We start from the raw sequence: 15,998 nt of genomic DNA, 5'->3' as shown, positions 1-15,998 counted from the left end.
TGAGCGGGAGCGTTTCATTTCCATCTCCCTGATTCCACGACCTTTCATGCCCGCCCTTGGCAATTCGCTGACCAACCGCAACGCCGCCACTGTGCTGCGTGACGGGCTGTCGCGCGTGACGCAGGGCGAAGTGACGGTCGACTGCAGCGCGCTGCAGCAGGTCGATTCGGCTGCCGTTGCCGTGCTGCTGGCCTGGCAACGTGTCGCGTCGCGGCGCGGGCAGACCCTGGCATTGAGCGGCGTGCCCGCCCAGTTGCGGTCGCTGGCCAGTCTCTATGGCGTCGATGGCCTGCTGGGTCTCGCCTCGGCCGCCGATCACGCGGACCATCACCACCGACATTGAACCGGCATCCGTTGCCGCGCGCCAGCAGCTTTCGCGCGTAGCCATGCGATGCCTCGGCGTCCGACCGAGGGTCGGCGTCGCGTCGAGCAAAGCGGGGTTTCCCCTGCATCCCCTATAATTCCGGGTTGTTCGTCCCCAAGTCGTCCCCAAGTGTCCTGACACGATTCCCCCAGGTGCTGCGCGGCTAACCTCAAGGGCGTTCCCCAACTCAAGATAGGCCGGCCGCAAAGCGGCCCAGTCACAAGACATTCGGCCATGAAAGCCATCGAAATTACCGATGTCCGCAAGCGCTACCGCAATCTGCAGGCGCTCAAGGGGGTCAGTTTCAGCGTCGAGCGCGGCGAGTTTTTCGGCCTGCTCGGGCCCAACGGCGCGGGCAAGACCACGCTGATCTCGATCCTCGCGGGCCTGAACCGCGCCAATTCGGGACGCGTCAGCGTGCTTGGCCACGACGTCGTGGACGACTACCGCATGGCGCGCCGCATGCTGGGCGTGGTGCCGCAGGAACTGGTCTTCGACCCGTTCTTCACGGTGCGCGAGACCCTGCGCCTGCAATCGGGCTACTTCGGGCTGACGCGCAACGACGACTGGATCGACGAGATCATGGCCAACCTCGATCTCACGAACAAGGCGGACAGCAACATGCGCCAGCTCTCGGGCGGCATGAAGCGCCGCGTGCTGGTGGCGCAGGCGCTGGTGCACCGGCCGCCCGTGATCGTGCTGGACGAGCCGACCGCCGGCGTGGACGTGGAACTGCGCCAGACGCTCTGGAAATTCATCTCGCGCCTGAACCGCGAGGGCCACACGATCATCCTGACCACCCACTACCTGGAAGAAGCCGAGGCGCTGTGCGATCGCATCGCCATGCTCAAGTTCGGGGAAGTGGTGGCGCTGGACCGCACCAGCAACCTGCTGACCCAGTTTGCCGGGCTGCAACTGGTGCTCACGCTGTCACGGGGCACGCTGCCGCCGGCGCTGGAAGCGCTGCGCACGCCGTCCAACCCGGGGGAGCGCGCGCATCGCCTGCGCCTGTCCGGATACGAAGCCGTGGAGCCGATTCTGGCTGCGCTGCGGGAAGCCGGTTGCGAGATCGAAGACATGGAAATCAGCAAGGCCGACCTCGAGGACGTGTTCGTCCAGATCATGCGCCGCGAAGGCCAGATGCCGGGCGCCCTGCCCAATACCGCGATGGAGGCTGCGGCATGAAGAACCCGGCTGAAATCGACGTTGCCGAGCAGCAGCGCCTGGAGTCGATGGCCGTGGGTGGCCTGATCGGCTTCCGCACGTTGCTCTACAAGGAGGTGCTGCGCTTCTGGAAGGTGTCCTTCCAGACCGTGGCCGCGCCGGTCCTGACCGCCGTGCTGTACCTGTTGATCTTCGGCCACGTGCTGGAAGACCGCGTGCGCGTCTACGACCAGATCAGCTATACCGCGTTCCTGGTGCCGGGCCTGGTAATGATGAGCGTGCTGCAGAATGCGTTCGCGAATAGCTCGTCGTCGCTGATCCAGTCAAAGATCACGGGCAACCTGGTGTTCATCCTGCTGCCGCCGCTGTCGCACTGGGAAATGTTTGGCGCCTACGTGGTAGCGTCGATCATCCGTGGTCTCTGCGTCGGCCTGGGCGTGCTGCTGGTGACCGCCTGGTTCGCCAACCTGCATTTCGCCCATATCGGCTGGATCCTGGTGTTCGGCCTGATGGGCGCGGGCATTCTCGGCACGCTGGGCCTGATCGCCGGCATCTGGGCCGAAAAATTCGACCAGCTGGCCGCGTTCCAGAACTTCCTGATCATGCCGGCGACGTTCCTGTCTGGCGTCTTCTATTCCATACATTCGCTGCCGGCGTTCTGGCAGGCTGTGTCCCACGCGAACCCGTTCTTCTACATGATCGACGGCTTCCGCTATGGCTTCTTCGGCGTGTCGGACGTGCCGCCGCTGCAGAGCCTGGCCGTCGTGGTCGTGGCCTTCGTGGTGCTGGCGGCGCTGGCGCTGCGGCTGCTGCGCAACGGATACAAGCTACGGTACTGATGTGCCGCCCTAACGGATTCAACCAGAGATAGACATGCTGCCAACACCGGAACAAGTCAGGGATTACATTGCCCAAGGATTGCCCTGCGAACATCTGGAAGTGGACGGCGACGGCCAGCACTTCTTCGCGACGATCGTGAGCGCGGAGTTCGATGGCAAACGCCTGATCCAGCGGCACCAGCGTGTGTACGCGGCGCTGGGAGAGCGGATGCGCGCGGAGATCCACGCGCTGTCGATGAAGACGCTGACCCCCGCCGAATGGCAGGCCGGCAGCAAGTAAGCGGCGTTCCGCACCACAGAACAACTTTGCCGGCTGGGCGTGTGCCCGGCTGGGACTACTGACAGAACATGGACAAATTCCAGATCCAGGGCAATGGGCCGCTCAAGGGCGAAATCCGCATCTCGGGCGCCAAGAACGCTGCGCTGCCGATCCTGTGCGCCGGCCTGCTGACCGCCGATACGGTGACCATCGGCAACGTTCCCGACCTGCAGGACACGCGCACCATGCTCAAGCTGCTGCGCCAGATGGGCATGAAGGCCGAAATGGTCGACGGCGTCGCCACGTTGCAGGGTGCCGACATCAACTCGCCCGAAGCGTCGTACGACCTCGTGAAGACGATGCGCGCGTCGATTCTCGTGCTCGGGCCGCTGGTGGCGCGCTTTGGCGAGGCACGTGTATCGCTGCCCGGTGGTTGCGGCATTGGCGCGCGTCCGGTGGACCAGCACATCAAGGGCCTGCAAGCGATGGGCGCCGAGATCACCATCGAGCACGGTTTCATCCATGCCCGCGCCAATCGTCTGAAGGGCGCTCGCGTGGTCACGGACATGATCACCGTGACCGGCACCGAGAACCTGCTGATGGCGGCCACGCTGGCCGAAGGCGAGACCGTGCTTGAAAACGCCGCGCGCGAGCCCGAGGTCACCGATCTGGCCGAACTGCTGGTGAAGATGGGCGCCAAGATCGAGGGCATCGGTACCGACCGCCTGGTGGTGCAGGGCGTGGATCGCCTGCACGGCGCCGAGCACAAGGTAGTGGCCGACCGCATCGAGGCGGGCACGTTCCTGTGCGCCGCAGCGGCCACGCTTGGCGACATCGTGCTGCGCGGCATCCCGCCGATGATTCTCGACGCCGTGCTGATCAAGCTGCGCGAAGCCGGCGCTACCGTGGAAACCGGTGATGACTGGATTCGTCTGGCCATGTCTCAGCGCGCGCAGGCCGTGAGCTTCCGCACCTCCGAATACCCGGCGTTCCCGACCGACATGCAGGCGCAATTCATGGCGCTCAATGCCGTGGCCGAGGGTACCGCGCGTATCACGGAGACGATCTTCGAGAACCGCTTCATGCACGTGCAGGAACTGAACCGCCTGGGCGCCAACATCACCGCCGAAGGCAATACGGCCGTGGTGACCGGTGTGCCGCGACTGTCCGGCGCCAGCGTGATGGCCACCGACCTGCGCGCGTCGGCCAGTCTCGTGATCGCGGGTCTGGTGGCGGATGGCGAGACGATGATCGACCGCATCTACCACCTGGATCGTGGCTACGACCGCATGGAGAACAAGCTGTCCGCGGTCGGCGCGAAGATCCTCCGCATCAGCTGAGGCACGACGCCCGCCACGAACGATGCCGAAACGGCAAGCCGCCCCCGAACACTGCTGAAGAATCTACGATGAGCCCCGCTTTCAATGCTTCGCCCGACCAGCTTACGCTGGCACTGTCAAAGGGCCGCATCTTCAAGGAAACGCTGCCACTGCTGGCTGCCGCCGGCATTCAGGTGACAGAGGATCCCGAGACTTCGCGCAAGCTGATCCTGCCCACGTCCGATCCGGCTGTGCGCGTGATCATCGTGCGTGCGTCGGACGTGCCGACCTACGTGCAGTACGGCGCGGCCGATTTCGGCGTGGCCGGCAAGGACGTGCTGATGGAACATGGCATGGCCGGCCTCTACGCGCCGATCGACCTGAACATCGCGCGCTGCCGCATGTCTGTGGCAGTGCCGGCCGGCTTCGACTACGTCAATGCGGTGCGCCAGGGTGCGCGCCTGGCCGTGGCCACCAAGTACGTGCAGACCGCGCGCGAGCACTTCGCGAAGAAGGGCGTGCACGTCGATCTGATCAAGCTCTACGGTTCGATGGAACTGGGGCCGCTGGTGGGGCTGTCCGACGCGATTGTCGATCTGGTCAGCACCGGTAGCACCTTGCGCGCCAATAACCTCGTCGAGGTGGAGGAGATCGTCCAGATCTCGTCGCGTCTGGTGGTCAACCAGGCAGCGCTCAAGCTCAAGCGCGAACGGCTGGCGCCGATTCTCGATGCATTTGAACGGGCCTCGGCCGCGCTCGCCTGAGGCGGGCAGTGACCGGAGACCCGCGAGGAAAGAAGTCATGAACGATACCGAAATGGAAAACCTGTCGATCCGCCGGCTTGATTCGCGCGAGCCCGGTTTCGCCGGCGCGCTGCGTCAGGTGCTGGCGTTCGAAGCATCCGAAGACGAGGCGATCGACCGCGCTGCTGCCGATATCCTGGCCGATGTGCGCCGCCGTGGCGACGAGGCCGTGCTCGAGTACACGCGCCGCTTCGATCGCATGGAAGCCGCGTCGATGTCGGCGCTGGCATTGTCGCAATCTGAACTCGAAGCCGCGCTGGAGGACCTCGAGCCGAAGCGCCGCGCCGCGCTGGAAGCTGCCGCTGCCCGCGTGCGTGCGTACCACGAGAAGCAGAAAATCGAATGCGGCAGCCATAGCTGGGAATACACCGAGGCCGATGGCACGATGCTGGGCCAGAAGGTGACCCCGCTCGATCGCGTGGGCCTCTATGTGCCGGGTGGCAAGGCTGCCTACCCGTCGTCGGTGCTGATGAATGCGATTCCGGCGCGCGTGGCTGGCGTCAAGGAAGTCATCATGGTCGTGCCGACGCCGGGCGGCGTGCGTAACGAACTGGTGCTGGCCGCCGCGCAGATCGCCGGTGTCGATCGCGTGTACACGATCGGTGGCGCGCAGGCCGTGGGCGCGCTCGCGTACGGCACTGCCACGCTGCCGCAGGTCGACAAGATCGTCGGCCCGGGCAATGCCTACGTGGCCGCCGCCAAGCGCCGCGTGTTCGGCACGGTCGGTATCGACATGATCGCCGGCCCGTCGGAAATCCTCGTGATCTGCGATGGCACCACCGACCCCGACTGGGTGGCGATGGACCTGTTCTCGCAGGCCGAGCACGACGAGCTCGCGCAATCGATCCTGCTGTGCCCGGATGCCGAGTACCTGAACCGCGTGCTGGAAAGTATCCAGCGCCAGTTGCCGACGATGCCCCGCCGCGAGGTCATCGCCGCGTCGCTGTCGGGCCGTGGCGCACTGGTCAAGGTGCGCGACATGGAGGAAGCCTGCGAGATTGCCAACGCGATCGCGCCGGAGCACCTCGAGATCTCCGCCGAGAATCCGCGTCAGTGGAGCGAGAAGATTCGCCATGCCGGCGCCATCTTCCTGGGCCGTTACACGAGCGAGTCGCTCGGCGACTACTGTGCCGGCCCGAACCACGTGCTCCCCACCTCGCGCACCGCCCGTTTCTCGTCGCCGCTGGGTGTCTATGACTTCCAGAAGCGTTCGAGCCTGATCGAGGTGAGCGAGAACGGTGCGCAGATGCTTGGCCAGATCGCTGCCGAGCTTGCCTATGGCGAAGGCCTGCAGGCCCACGCGCGCAGTGCCGAGTACCGCTTCAAACGTTAAGCCGGATTCATCAAAGCAGGACCAACGAGGACCATCATGTCAGCCGTAGACCCATCCCTGATCGAACGCATCATCCGTGACGACGTGCGCGCCATGGGCGCCTACCACGTGGCCGATTCGCACGGACTGGTGAAGCTCGACGCGATGGAGAATCCGTACCGGCTGCCGCCCGAACTGCGCGCGCAACTGGCCGCGCGGCTCGGCGAGGTCGCGCTGAATCGCTATCCGGTGCCGAGCAGCGAGGCGCTGCGCGCCAGGCTCAAGACGGTGATGAACGTGCCGGCCGGCATGGATGTGCTGCTGGGCAATGGCTCCGACGAAATCATCAGCATGTTGTCGCTGGCCGCGGCCAGGCCGGGCGCCAAGGTGATGGCGCCGGTGCCGGGCTTCGTCATGTACGCGATGTCGGCGCAGTTCGCCGGGCTCGAGTTCGTTGGTGTGCCGCTGCGCCCGGACTTCACGCTGGACCGCGCGGCAATGCTGGCGGCGATGGCCGAGCACAAGCCCGCCATCATCTATCTGGCCTACCCGAACAACCCGACGGGCAACCTGTTCGACGCTGACGATATGGCGGCGATCGTGCGCGCCGCCCAGGGCGAGGTGTGCCAGAGCCTGGTGGTGGTCGACGAGGCGTACCAGCCGTTCGCGCAGGAAAGCTGGATGCCGCGCCTGACGGAATTCGGCAACCTGCTGGTCATGCGGACCGTGTCAAAGCTTGGTCTGGCCGGTATTCGCCTGGGCTATGTAGCCGGCGCGCCCGAATGGCTGTCGCAGCTCGACAAGGTGCGCCCGCCGTACAACGTCAACGTGCTGACCGAAGCCACCGCGCTGTTCGCTCTCGAACACGTGGCCGTACTGGATGACCAGGCCGCCAGGTTGCGTGCCGAACGGTCGAAACTGGTCGAGGTCATGGCCGGCATGCCGGGCGTGACGGTGTTCCCGAGCGCGGCCAACTTCGTGCTGGTGCGCGTGCCGAATGCTGCACAGATCTTCGATCGCCTGCTCGCCCGGAAGGTATTGATCAAGAACGTGAGTAAAATGCACACGTTGCTGGCCAACTGTCTGCGCGTGACGGTCAGCACTCCGGAAGAAAACGCGCAGTTTCTTGAGGCATTCAAGGCCTCGTTGCAGGATTAACCCCACCATGCGTGTCGCAGAGGTCACCCGCAATACTTCGGAAACGCAGATCCGCGTTTCGCTGAATCTCGATGGCACTGGCCGCCAGAAACTGGCGTCCGGCGTGCCGTTCCTCGACCACATGCTGGATCAGATTGCCCGCCATGGCATGTTCGACCTCGAGGTCGAGGCCACGGGCGATACCCATATCGACGATCACCATACGGTGGAAGACGTCGGCATCACGCTGGGCCAGGCCGTGGCGCGCGCCATTGGCGACAAGAAGGGCATCACGCGCTATGGGCACAGCTACGTGCCGCTCGACGAGTGCCTGTCGCGGGTGGTGATCGACTTCTCGGGCCGTCCGGGCCTGGAATTCCACGTGCCGTTCACGCGCGCCCGTGTGGGTAGCTTCGACGTTGACCTGACGATCGAGTTCTTCCGCGGTTTCGTCAATCACGCCGGCGTGACACTCCATATCGACAATATTCGCGGCATCAACGCCCACCATCAATGCGAAACGGTGTTCAAGGCCTTCGGGCGTGCGCTGCGCATGGCGGTGGAGCTGGATCCGCGCGCGGCCAACATGATTCCGTCGACCAAGGGCACGCTCTAAGCCAGGCTGATCTCACGCGCCACCCTGTAGGCGTGCCGGCTGGTTGCGGCGCCCGCTGACTACCACCGACACCCGCACCCGATGGATACGCTCAAGTCCTTCATCTCGCTGCTGGCGCTGATCAATCCGATCGGGGCGATCCCGTTCTTCATCAGCCTGACCAGCCAGCAGACCGAGGCGGAAAAGCTGCGGACCATCAAGACGGCATCGGTATCGGTGGCGATCGTGGTGGGGGTCTCGGCGTTGCTCGGCCAGCAGATCATCGAGTTCTTCAATATCTCGGTGGCCTCGCTGGAAGTGGGTGGCGGCTTGCTCATGGTCATGATGGCCATGAACATGCTGAACGCGCAGACCAGTCGTACCAAGGCCACGCCGGAGGAAGAGAATGAGGCCGAAGCCAAGGCCAGTATCGCGGTGGTGCCGCTGGCGCTGCCGCTGCTGACCGGGCCGGGGTCGATCAGTACCGTGATCGTCTATGCGGGCAAGACGCAGCACTGGTACCAGTTGCTGATCCTGGTTGGCATTGGCGTGCTGCTTGGCGCTGTGGTGTATGTGACGTTCCGCGCGGCTGACCCCATCGCGCGGGTGATCGGACAGACCGGGATCAATATTGGCACGCGCCTGATGGGTCTAATACTCTCGGCGCTTGCCGTTGAATTCATTGTGGACGGGCTGAAGACATTGTTGCCTGTTTTGAAATCATGACTACCATAGCAATTGTGGATTACGGCATGGGCAACCTGCGCTCGGTAGCGCAGGCCCTGCGCACGGCGGCGCCGGAGGCGGATGTCCAGGTTGTGGATCGCCCGGAAGCGATCCGCGCGGCAGACCGCGTGGTGCTGCCGGGGCAGGGCGCGATGCCTGACTGCATGGGCGCGCTCGGCAATTCCGGCCTGCAGGAGGCGGTGCTGGAAGCCGCCGCGACCAAGCCGATGCTGGGCGTGTGCGTTGGCGAACAGATGCTGTTCGAACGTAGCAGCGAAGCTCGTGCGGGCGAAGGCAGCACGCCGGCGCTGGGGCTGATGCCCGGCGAGGTGATTCGCTTTGAACTGGAAGGCATGATGCAGCCCGACGGCTCGCGCTACAAGGTGCCGCAGATGGGATGGAACCGGGTACGCCAGTCGAAGCCACATCCGCTGTGGAACGGCATTCCGGACAACAGCTGGTTTTACTTCGTGCACAGCTACTATGTGCACGCGCAGGATCCGGCCCATATCGCCGGCGAGACTGAATATGGCGTCGTGTTTACCAGTGCGGTGGCACGCGATAATATTTTCGCCACGCAGTTTCACCCGGAGAAGAGCGCCACGATGGGTTTGCAGCTATACCGGAATTTCGTGCACTGGAATCCGTAAAGCGTCAGAAGCACCTGTTACCTGAAGCGCCAGTAATACCGTACAGCGATCACCTTTTCGTTCAGAGCCACCAACCAGACTGCGCATCTTTTGCCAAACTGACATGACCTGAGCGCCGACGCCCGGCGTCGGAATCGCTACCTTTTTCCCTTTACACAACCACCACGCTCGTCACGCATATGTTGCTCATTCCGGCCATCGACCTGAAGGACGGTCAGTGTGTACGCCTCAAACAAGGCGACATGGACCAGGCCACCGTCTTTTCCGAAGATCCCGCCGCCATGGCACGTCACTGGGTCAACCAGGGCGCGCGTCGCCTGCATCTGGTCGACTTGAATGGCGCATTCGTTGGCAAGCCACGCAACGAAGCCGCCATCAAGGCCATCATTGCCGAGGTTGGCGACGAGATCCCCGTCCAGCTTGGCGGCGGCATCCGCGATCTGAATACCATCGAGCGCTGGCTCGATGACGGCCTGTCGTACGTGATCATCGGCACGGCTGCGGTGAAGAACCCCGGCTTCCTCAAGGACGCCTGCGCCGCATTCGGCGGCCACATCATCGTCGGCCTCGATGCCAAGGACGGCAAGGTGGCCACCGATGGCTGGAGCAAGCTGACCGGCCATGAGGTCGCGGACCTGGCACGCAAGTACGAAGACTACGGCGTGGAGTCGATCATCTACACCGACATCGGTCGCGACGGCATGCTGCAGGGCATCAATATCGACGCCACGGTCAAGCTGGCCCGGTCGATGTCGATCCCGGTGATCGCCAGCGGCGGCCTGTCGAACATGGCCGACATCGACCAGCTTTGCGCCGTGGAAGGCGAAGGCGTGGAAGGCGTGATCTGCGGCCGCGCGATCTACTCGGGCGACCTGAATTTCGCGGCGGCCCAGGCCCACGCGGACAAGCTGGGCGCGGAGTAATCCAAGCTCGCGCGCCACAACCAGCCGTCGCCGATGCGGGCGACGGCGGGCAAGGAACCTCATGTTAGCCAAACGTATCATCCCCTGCCTGGACGTGACCAATGGGCGGGTGGTCAAGGGTGTCAATTTCGTCGAGCTGCGCGACGCGGGCGATCCCGTCGAGATCGCGCGGCGCTACGACGAGCAAGGTGCTGATGAAATCACATTTCTCGACATCACGGCAACCAGCGACGGCCGCGACCTGATCCTGCACATCATCGAGGCGGTGGCGTCGCAGGTGTTCATCCCGCTGACCGTCGGGGGTGGCGTGCGCACCGTGGAAGACGTGCGGCGGCTGCTGAATGCAGGCGCAGACAAGATCAGCGTGAACTCGTCTGCCATCGCCAATCCGCAGCTCGTGTCCGACGCAACGGGCAAGTACGGTTCGCAGTGCATCGTGGTGGCCATCGACGCCAAGCGCAGCTCCGCCCCCGGCGAACCGCCGCGCTGGGAAGTGTTCACTCACGGCGGCCGCAAGGCCACCGGGCTCGATGCAGTGGAGTGGGCCCGCGAGATGGCGCGCCGCGGCGCGGGCGAGATTCTGCTGACCAGCATGGATCGCGATGGCACGAAGAGCGGGTTCGACCTCGAACTGACACGCGCTGTCAGCGACGCGGTGCCCGTGCCCGTTATTGCATCTGGCGGGGTCGGTGGCCTGCAGGATCTGGCCGATGGCATCCGTCTGGGACACGCCGACGCCGTACTGGCCGCCAGCATCTTCCACTATGGCGAGCACACCGTTGGTGAGGCAAAGGCTTTCATGGCCCGCGAGGGCATTCCCGTCCGGATGTGATCATGGCGAAGAAGTGGTTGAACAAGGTGAAGTGGGACGACAACGGTCTGGTGCCGGTGATCGTCCAGGAAGTGGGTTCCAACGACGTCCTGATGTTCGCGTTCATGAATCGCGACGCGTTGCAACGCACGGTGGAACTGGGCGAGGCCGTGTTCTGGTCGCGCTCGCGCAAGCGCCTGTGGCACAAGGGCGAGGAATCAGGCCACGTCCAGAAGGTGCATGAGATTCGTCTGGATTGTGACGAAGACGTGGTGTTGCTCAAGGTGACGCAGATCGACAGCATTGCCTGCCACACCGGTCGTCACTCGTGCTTTTTCCAGAAGTTCGAAGGCGATGTCGAGTCCGGCGACTGGCAGACCGTCGAGCCGGTGCTCAAGGACCCGTCCTCGATCTACGCGGCCAAGCCATGAGCGATAACCTGTCCCAGGCCGATATCCTGGCCCGCGTGGCGGCCACGCTGGAATCGCGCAAGCCCGAAAACGGTGGTGACCCGGAGAAATCCTATGTCGCCAAGCTGTTCAAGAAGGGCGACGACGCGATTCTCAAGAAGATCGGCGAGGAAGCTACCGAAACGGTCATGGCCGCCAAGGATGCGCGGGCTGCCGACCTTGCCGACGAAGCCGTGAGCAAGGTGGTCTACGAGGTAGCCGACCTGTGGTTCCACACCATGGTGCTGCTGGCTCGCATCGGCCGGACCCCAGAAGACGTCGTCAATGAACTGGCGCGCCGCGAAGGGTTGTCCGGACTGGTCGAGAAGGCCAGCCGCAAGGAGTAGGATACGAGTCACGCGGCCCGAACCGGTTCGGGCGCGGCTTGATCCTGGAGGGCATGATGGCGACGGACTATACCTCGCAAGTCACGACGACCGCGGATGCTGACAGGCTCGATGGCCTGCGCAAGCTCACGCACATTCTTTATGCGCTCTATGCAGTCCACTGGTTCACCGGTGGGATCACGGCGTTGATCGCGATCATCGTCAATTATGTGAAGCGCGACGACACTCGGGGCACGCTCTACGCTTCGCATTTCGCCTGGCAGATCCGCACGTTCTGGTGGTCTATTGTGTGGTTCGTTGTGGGTGGCTGCATGTTCGTCACGGTATTGCTGTTTCCGGTGGCGATCGGCTTGTGGAGTGTTCTGTCATTGTGGATGCTGTATCGTATCGTCAAAGGCTGGCTATATCTGAATGATCGCAAGCCGATGTATCCGGACGAGCAGTTCTGAGGCGTCCCAAGACGATGGCGGCAAGTCCGGAAGTGACTAGGCATAGTTCGGACAAGCTGCAACAAGATCTCCATGAAAACCCAGGACAATTGCATTTTCTGCAAGATCGTGGCCGGCCAGATTCCCTCGAACAAGGTGTATGAGGACGAAGACTTGCTGGCGTTTCACGATATCCACCCCAAAGCGCCGGTACACTTTCTGCTGATTCCTAAATCGCATGTCGATTCGTTAGCCGATTGCGGTCCCGGCGAATCGGATGTGCTTGCTAGAATGATGCTTAAGGTGCCCGAACTGGCACGCCAGGCCAGCTGCAACAATGGATTCCGGACGGTGATCAACACCGGCACCGACGGAGGGCAGGAAGTGTTCCACCTCCACATCCACGTGATGGGCGGACCGCGCAGCCAGTGGAAGGCGCCGGCGCCCTGACTGTTCGGGGCAACCAGGGTATGAGTGGACCGGGACGGATGTCGCGGTCCGGTGTCGCGCCGGCAACCGTCGCCCGGCGCGGCCTTTGAGGGACGGAACTACGGGGCCGGGCGGCAATCTTCTGACGCCCGCGGCTTTATCAGGAGCAAGAAATGGGTTCGTTTAGCATTTGGCACTGGCTGATCGTGCTGGTGATCGTCATGCTCGTTTTCGGTACCAAGAAGCTGCGCAATATCGGCCAGGATCTGGGTGGTGCGGTAAAGGGCTTCAAGGACGGCATGAAGGAAGGCAATACCGACGAGCCGGCCGCTCCGGCCAAGGAACTGCGCGATTCCACCACCATCGACGTCGAAGCCAAGGAAAAGTCGCGTCAGCAATAATTGTCTGACGGAATTTTCTCCTTGCCAGTCACCCTTGCGGCGGCCGCCGCCACGTACGTTGCGACGGCCTGCCATTCCTGTGTCCCTGTTCTGATGTCTGCATGATCGATCTCGGCATTTCCAAGCTGGCACTGATCGGCGCCGTCGCGCTGATTGTGATCGGCCCCGAGCGTTTGCCGAAGGTCGCGCGGACGGTCGGCGCGCTGGTCGGTCGCGCCCAGCGCTATATCAATGACGTCAAGGCCGAAGTCAGTCGCGAGGTGGAGCTCGAGGAACTGCGCAAGATGCGCACGGAATTCGAGAACGCCGCGCGCGACGTCGAGCAGACCATCCACAAGGAAGTCAGCGAGCACACCCAGGCGCTTAACGAAGCGTTTGATGGCTCGGCCTCGTCGTCATCGTCCAGCGATACGGGCTCGGGCTATGTGCCCAGCTGGGACAGCGCGCACAAGTCGCACAACGGCCGCAAGAGCTGGCGCGTCAAGCAGGGCGCGCGTCCGATCTGGTTCAAGCGTCAGCAGAGCACGCGCATGTGGGTGCAGTCCGGCGCCGCACGCGTGAAGCGCCACCGGCCCGCCAGTGGCCGCAACCGTTCCTTCTTCGAATAAGCATGGCGGGCTCCGCAGACCCCAACGACGAATCCCAGCAGGAAACCTTCATCTCCCACCTGATCGAATTGCGCGAGCGATTGGTCAAGGCGGTGGCGGGGGTGATTATCGTTTTCCTGGCCATGGTTTACTGGGCGCCGCAGATCTTCAATCTGTTCGCGGCCCCGCTACTGCATTCGCTGCCCAAGGGCGGACGCATGATCGTTACTGATGTTACCGGCTCGTTCTTCGTGCCGATGAAGGTGACCATGCTGGTCGCATTCCTTATCGCCTTGCCATGGGTGCTGTACCAGATCTGGCAGTTCGTGGCGCCGGGACTCTATCAGCATGAAAAGAAGCTGGTCGTGCCGCTGGTGTCCAGCACTTACGTGCTGTTCCTGTGCGGCGTCGCATTCGCGTACTTCCTGGTGTTCCCGACCGTGTTCCACTTCATGGCGCACTACAACGCGCCGCTTGGCGCGGACATGTCGACGGACATCGACAAATACCTGAGTTTCGCCATGACGACATTCCTGGCCTTCGGCATTACGTTCGAAGTGCCGGTAGTGGTGATCGTGCTGGTGAAATTCGGCGTGGTCGAGCTCGAGAAGCTCAAGCAAATCCGGCCTTATGTGATCGTCGGCGCATTTATCATCGCCGCAGTCGTCACGCCGCCGGATGTCATGTCGCAGCTCCTGCTGGCCGTGCCCTTGATCGCGTTGTACGAACTCGGGCTGCTGATGGCACGATTCGTCTCGAAACAGCCGCTTGGTGCACCTGCCGAGGGTGAAACCCAGGCAGATTGAGTTCCAGGACTTCAGTTAACGGTTGGTAATCCCTGAGACTGAATACTGCGCATTGCACCAATTTGGTGAAATCCTCCCCAATTGCTGTTGCTTCATCACAACAAGAAGCGTCGGTAAACCGCGTTTACGGCGAAAAAGACTTCTGGCGAGCAAGGGGGGTGACACATAATACGACGCAGACGTGAAGGTGAATGCGTCGCCCAAACACTTGGGCAACCAAGATTTCCCAATCAGTTGACAAGGAAAGTGTCGATATGAAGATGAAACTGTTTGCTGCTGCCGTCGCCGCTCTGGCCGCTGGTGGCGCCTATGCCCAGTCGAGCGTGACCCTGTACGGTGTGGTTGACGCTGGCGTCGAGTACGCTAACCACCAGCCGGGCGTGTCCGGTAGCCACGACGTCGTGCGCCTGAACTCGGGCGGCATGTCGGGCAGCCGTTGGGGCCTGCGTGGCGTTGAAGACCTGGGCGGTGGCCTGAAGGGCGTCTTCGTGCTGGAAAGCGGTTTCAACGTTGACACCGGTACGTCGGGCCAAAACAACCGTCTGTTCGGTCGTCAAGCCTTCGTCGGTATGCAAAGCCAGTTCGGCACGCTGACCCTGGGTCGCCATCAGACGCCGTTCTATGACTTCGGTCTGGCCTTCGACCCGATGGCCATCTCGCCGAACTACTCGATCACGGCTCAAGCTCCGGAGTTCCAGCAACGTGCTGACAACTCGATCAAGTACATCGGTACGTTCGGTGGCCTGACCGGCTCGCTGCTGTACAGCACCGGCTCGAACACGGCTGGCACGGCTAGCATCTACCAAGGCACCAGCGGCGAAGTTCCGGGTAACTACCACCTGGGCCGCGAGATGAGCGCAAGCGTGATGTACAACGGTGGCCCGTTCTCCGTTGGCGCGATCTATGACGAAACCAACGTTGGTATCGCTGCTGCTGACGGCGCCAAGATCCGCCGCGCTTCGGTTGCTGGTACGTACGCCTTCGGCCCGGCCAAGGTGTTCGCTGGCTACCGTTACGCTCACGGTCTGGGCGGCGCAGTTCTGCCCGGCGGTGTGAACACCGTTGACGGCGCTACGAAGATTGCGAACGTCTCGAACCTGTACTGGCTGGGCATGGGTTACCAGCTGACCCCGGCTCTGTCGCTGACCGGCGCCGCGTACTACCAAGACTTCCGCAACACCGGTGCTGATCCGTGGAGCTTCGTTGTGTCGACGGACTACGCTTTCTCGAAGCGTACGGACGCCTACTTCAACCTGGCCTACACGAAGAACAAGGACGGCTCGACTCTGGGCACGTCGTCGGCTAGCCCGGGCAGCGTTGGTGGCTCCGGCTTTGGCACGACTCTGGGTTCGTACAACCAGTTCGGCGCCATGGTTGGCCTGCGCCACAAGTTCTAATTTGATGCGGGTGTAAGCCCGCTTCAGATTGGATTCAGAACGCCGGCATCCGAAAGGATGTCGGCGTTTTGTTTTGTCCGGGGCCTTGATTGTGCGGGCGTACCGGCGCTAGGCTTCGGGCTCGAATTGGGGGCTACATCCGGTTCGATACTTGATGGCAACCGCTTAGCTGATCGATGACCAGGGCGATGCCGGGTACGCGGACACGGAAGGTGAGTAGCCCTCGTGCTGCCGGGCTGGGCGGGGTTGGCG

At 63.0% G+C, this 15,998-nt stretch carries 21 protein-coding genes; all 21 read left to right on the top strand.

Translation table 11 applies throughout. The features are described 5' to 3' along the window. Nucleotides 1-46: 46 nt before the first annotated feature. The 21 genes from B2246_RS17320 to B2246_RS17220 all read left to right on the top strand — a co-directional run bounded on the left by B2246_RS17320 (nt 47) and on the right by B2246_RS17220 (nt 15,746). Nucleotides 47-343 carry an STAS domain-containing protein gene (locus B2246_RS17320; protein WP_008643040.1) on the top strand — a complete coding sequence of 99 codons (297 nt, stop codon included), beginning with the start codon at nt 47-49 and terminating at the stop codon, nt 341-343. 255 nt (nt 344-598) lie between these two features. Then, nucleotides 599-1,549: an ABC transporter ATP-binding protein gene (locus B2246_RS17315; protein ID WP_008643041.1), complete on the top strand. Its 951-nt coding sequence runs from the start codon at nt 599-601 to the stop codon at nt 1,547-1,549. Beyond that, nucleotides 1,546-2,367, top strand: coding sequence for an ABC transporter permease (locus B2246_RS17310; protein ID WP_008643042.1), 822 nt, complete (start codon nt 1,546-1,548; stop codon nt 2,365-2,367). Before B2246_RS17315 ends, B2246_RS17310 begins: the two co-directional genes overlap by 4 nt. Nucleotides 2,368-2,401: 34 nt before the next feature. Further along, complete coding sequence (locus B2246_RS17305) at nt 2,402-2,647, top strand: BolA family protein (protein ID WP_008643043.1); 246 nt, start codon at nt 2,402-2,404, stop codon at nt 2,645-2,647. A 68-nt stretch (nt 2,648-2,715) separates the two neighbouring features. Then, nucleotides 2,716-3,966, top strand: a complete 1,251-nt coding sequence (gene murA, locus B2246_RS17300) for a UDP-N-acetylglucosamine 1-carboxyvinyltransferase (RefSeq protein ID WP_035881107.1) — start codon at nt 2,716-2,718, stop codon at nt 3,964-3,966. A gap of 68 nt (nt 3,967-4,034) precedes the next feature. Then, nucleotides 4,035-4,709 carry an ATP phosphoribosyltransferase gene (gene hisG, locus B2246_RS17295; protein ID WP_008643045.1) on the top strand — a complete coding sequence of 225 codons (675 nt, stop codon included), beginning with the start codon at nt 4,035-4,037 and terminating at the stop codon, nt 4,707-4,709. A 37-nt stretch (nt 4,710-4,746) separates the two neighbouring features. Continuing rightward, the gene (gene hisD, locus B2246_RS17290; protein ID WP_008643046.1) at nt 4,747-6,081 is read left to right on the top strand and encodes a histidinol dehydrogenase; all 1,335 of its coding nucleotides are present in this window, start codon (nt 4,747-4,749) and stop codon (nt 6,079-6,081) included. Nucleotides 6,082-6,117: 36 nt separating this feature from the next. Then, nucleotides 6,118-7,218: a histidinol-phosphate transaminase gene (gene hisC / locus B2246_RS17285; protein ID WP_008643047.1), complete on the top strand. Its 1,101-nt coding sequence runs from the start codon at nt 6,118-6,120 to the stop codon at nt 7,216-7,218. A 7-nt stretch (nt 7,219-7,225) separates the two neighbouring features. Then, complete coding sequence (gene hisB, locus B2246_RS17280) at nt 7,226-7,813, top strand: imidazoleglycerol-phosphate dehydratase HisB (protein WP_008643048.1); 588 nt, start codon at nt 7,226-7,228, stop codon at nt 7,811-7,813. Nucleotides 7,814-7,894: 81 nt separating this feature from the next. Further along, nucleotides 7,895-8,518, top strand: a complete 624-nt coding sequence (locus tag B2246_RS17275; RefSeq protein ID WP_008643049.1) for a YchE family NAAT transporter — start codon at nt 7,895-7,897, stop codon at nt 8,516-8,518. Beyond that, nucleotides 8,512-9,168 (top strand): imidazole glycerol phosphate synthase subunit HisH, encoded by a 657-nt coding sequence (hisH, locus tag B2246_RS17270; protein WP_152564836.1) that lies wholly within the window; start codon nt 8,512-8,514, stop codon nt 9,166-9,168. Before B2246_RS17275 ends, hisH begins: the two co-directional genes overlap by 7 nt. A 179-nt stretch (nt 9,169-9,347) precedes the next feature. Next, nucleotides 9,348-10,091, top strand: a complete 744-nt coding sequence (gene hisA, locus B2246_RS17265) for a 1-(5-phosphoribosyl)-5-[(5-phosphoribosylamino)methylideneamino]imidazole-4-carboxamide isomerase (RefSeq protein WP_008643054.1) — start codon at nt 9,348-9,350, stop codon at nt 10,089-10,091. 61 nt (nt 10,092-10,152) lie between these two features. Further along, the gene (hisF, locus tag B2246_RS17260) at nt 10,153-10,923 is read left to right on the top strand and encodes an imidazole glycerol phosphate synthase subunit HisF (RefSeq protein WP_008643056.1); all 771 of its coding nucleotides are present in this window, start codon (nt 10,153-10,155) and stop codon (nt 10,921-10,923) included. A 2-nt stretch (nt 10,924-10,925) separates the two neighbouring features. Further along, nucleotides 10,926-11,333 carry a phosphoribosyl-AMP cyclohydrolase gene (hisI, locus tag B2246_RS17255; protein ID WP_008643058.1) on the top strand — a complete coding sequence of 136 codons (408 nt, stop codon included), beginning with the start codon at nt 10,926-10,928 and terminating at the stop codon, nt 11,331-11,333. Continuing rightward, a complete protein-coding gene (locus B2246_RS17250) occupies nt 11,330-11,698 on the top strand; it encodes a phosphoribosyl-ATP diphosphatase (protein WP_008643059.1) in 369 nt (122 codons plus the stop codon). The genes hisI and B2246_RS17250 overlap by 4 nt, the downstream gene beginning before the upstream one ends. Nucleotides 11,699-11,751: 53 nt before the next feature. Continuing rightward, the gene (locus tag B2246_RS17245; RefSeq protein WP_008643061.1) at nt 11,752-12,147 is read left to right on the top strand and encodes a DUF4870 family protein; all 396 of its coding nucleotides are present in this window, start codon (nt 11,752-11,754) and stop codon (nt 12,145-12,147) included. A 72-nt stretch (nt 12,148-12,219) separates the two neighbouring features. Beyond that, the gene (locus tag B2246_RS17240) at nt 12,220-12,576 is read left to right on the top strand and encodes a histidine triad nucleotide-binding protein (RefSeq protein ID WP_035881109.1); all 357 of its coding nucleotides are present in this window, start codon (nt 12,220-12,222) and stop codon (nt 12,574-12,576) included. 152 nt (nt 12,577-12,728) lie between these two features. Further along, the gene (gene tatA, locus B2246_RS17235; RefSeq protein WP_008643065.1) at nt 12,729-12,956 is read left to right on the top strand and encodes a Sec-independent protein translocase subunit TatA; all 228 of its coding nucleotides are present in this window, start codon (nt 12,729-12,731) and stop codon (nt 12,954-12,956) included. Between the two features lie 101 nt (nt 12,957-13,057). Further along, nucleotides 13,058-13,564, top strand: coding sequence for a Sec-independent protein translocase protein TatB (gene tatB, locus B2246_RS17230; RefSeq protein WP_008643067.1), 507 nt, complete (start codon nt 13,058-13,060; stop codon nt 13,562-13,564). A 2-nt stretch (nt 13,565-13,566) separates the two neighbouring features. Next, on the top strand, nt 13,567-14,349 hold the full coding sequence (gene tatC, locus B2246_RS17225) for a twin-arginine translocase subunit TatC (RefSeq protein ID WP_008643069.1): 783 nt from the start codon (nt 13,567-13,569) through the stop codon (nt 14,347-14,349). Between the two features lie 254 nt (nt 14,350-14,603). Beyond that, nucleotides 14,604-15,746 (top strand): porin, encoded by a 1,143-nt coding sequence (locus tag B2246_RS17220; RefSeq protein WP_035881110.1) that lies wholly within the window; start codon nt 14,604-14,606, stop codon nt 15,744-15,746. Nucleotides 15,747-15,998 lie beyond the last annotated feature (252 nt).

The organism is Cupriavidus sp. UBA2010 (genome assembly GCF_002335265.1).
GTDB lineage: Bacteria > Pseudomonadota > Gammaproteobacteria > Burkholderiales > Burkholderiaceae > Cupriavidus > Cupriavidus metallidurans.
This window is presented reverse-complemented; position numbering and strand designations above follow the sequence as displayed.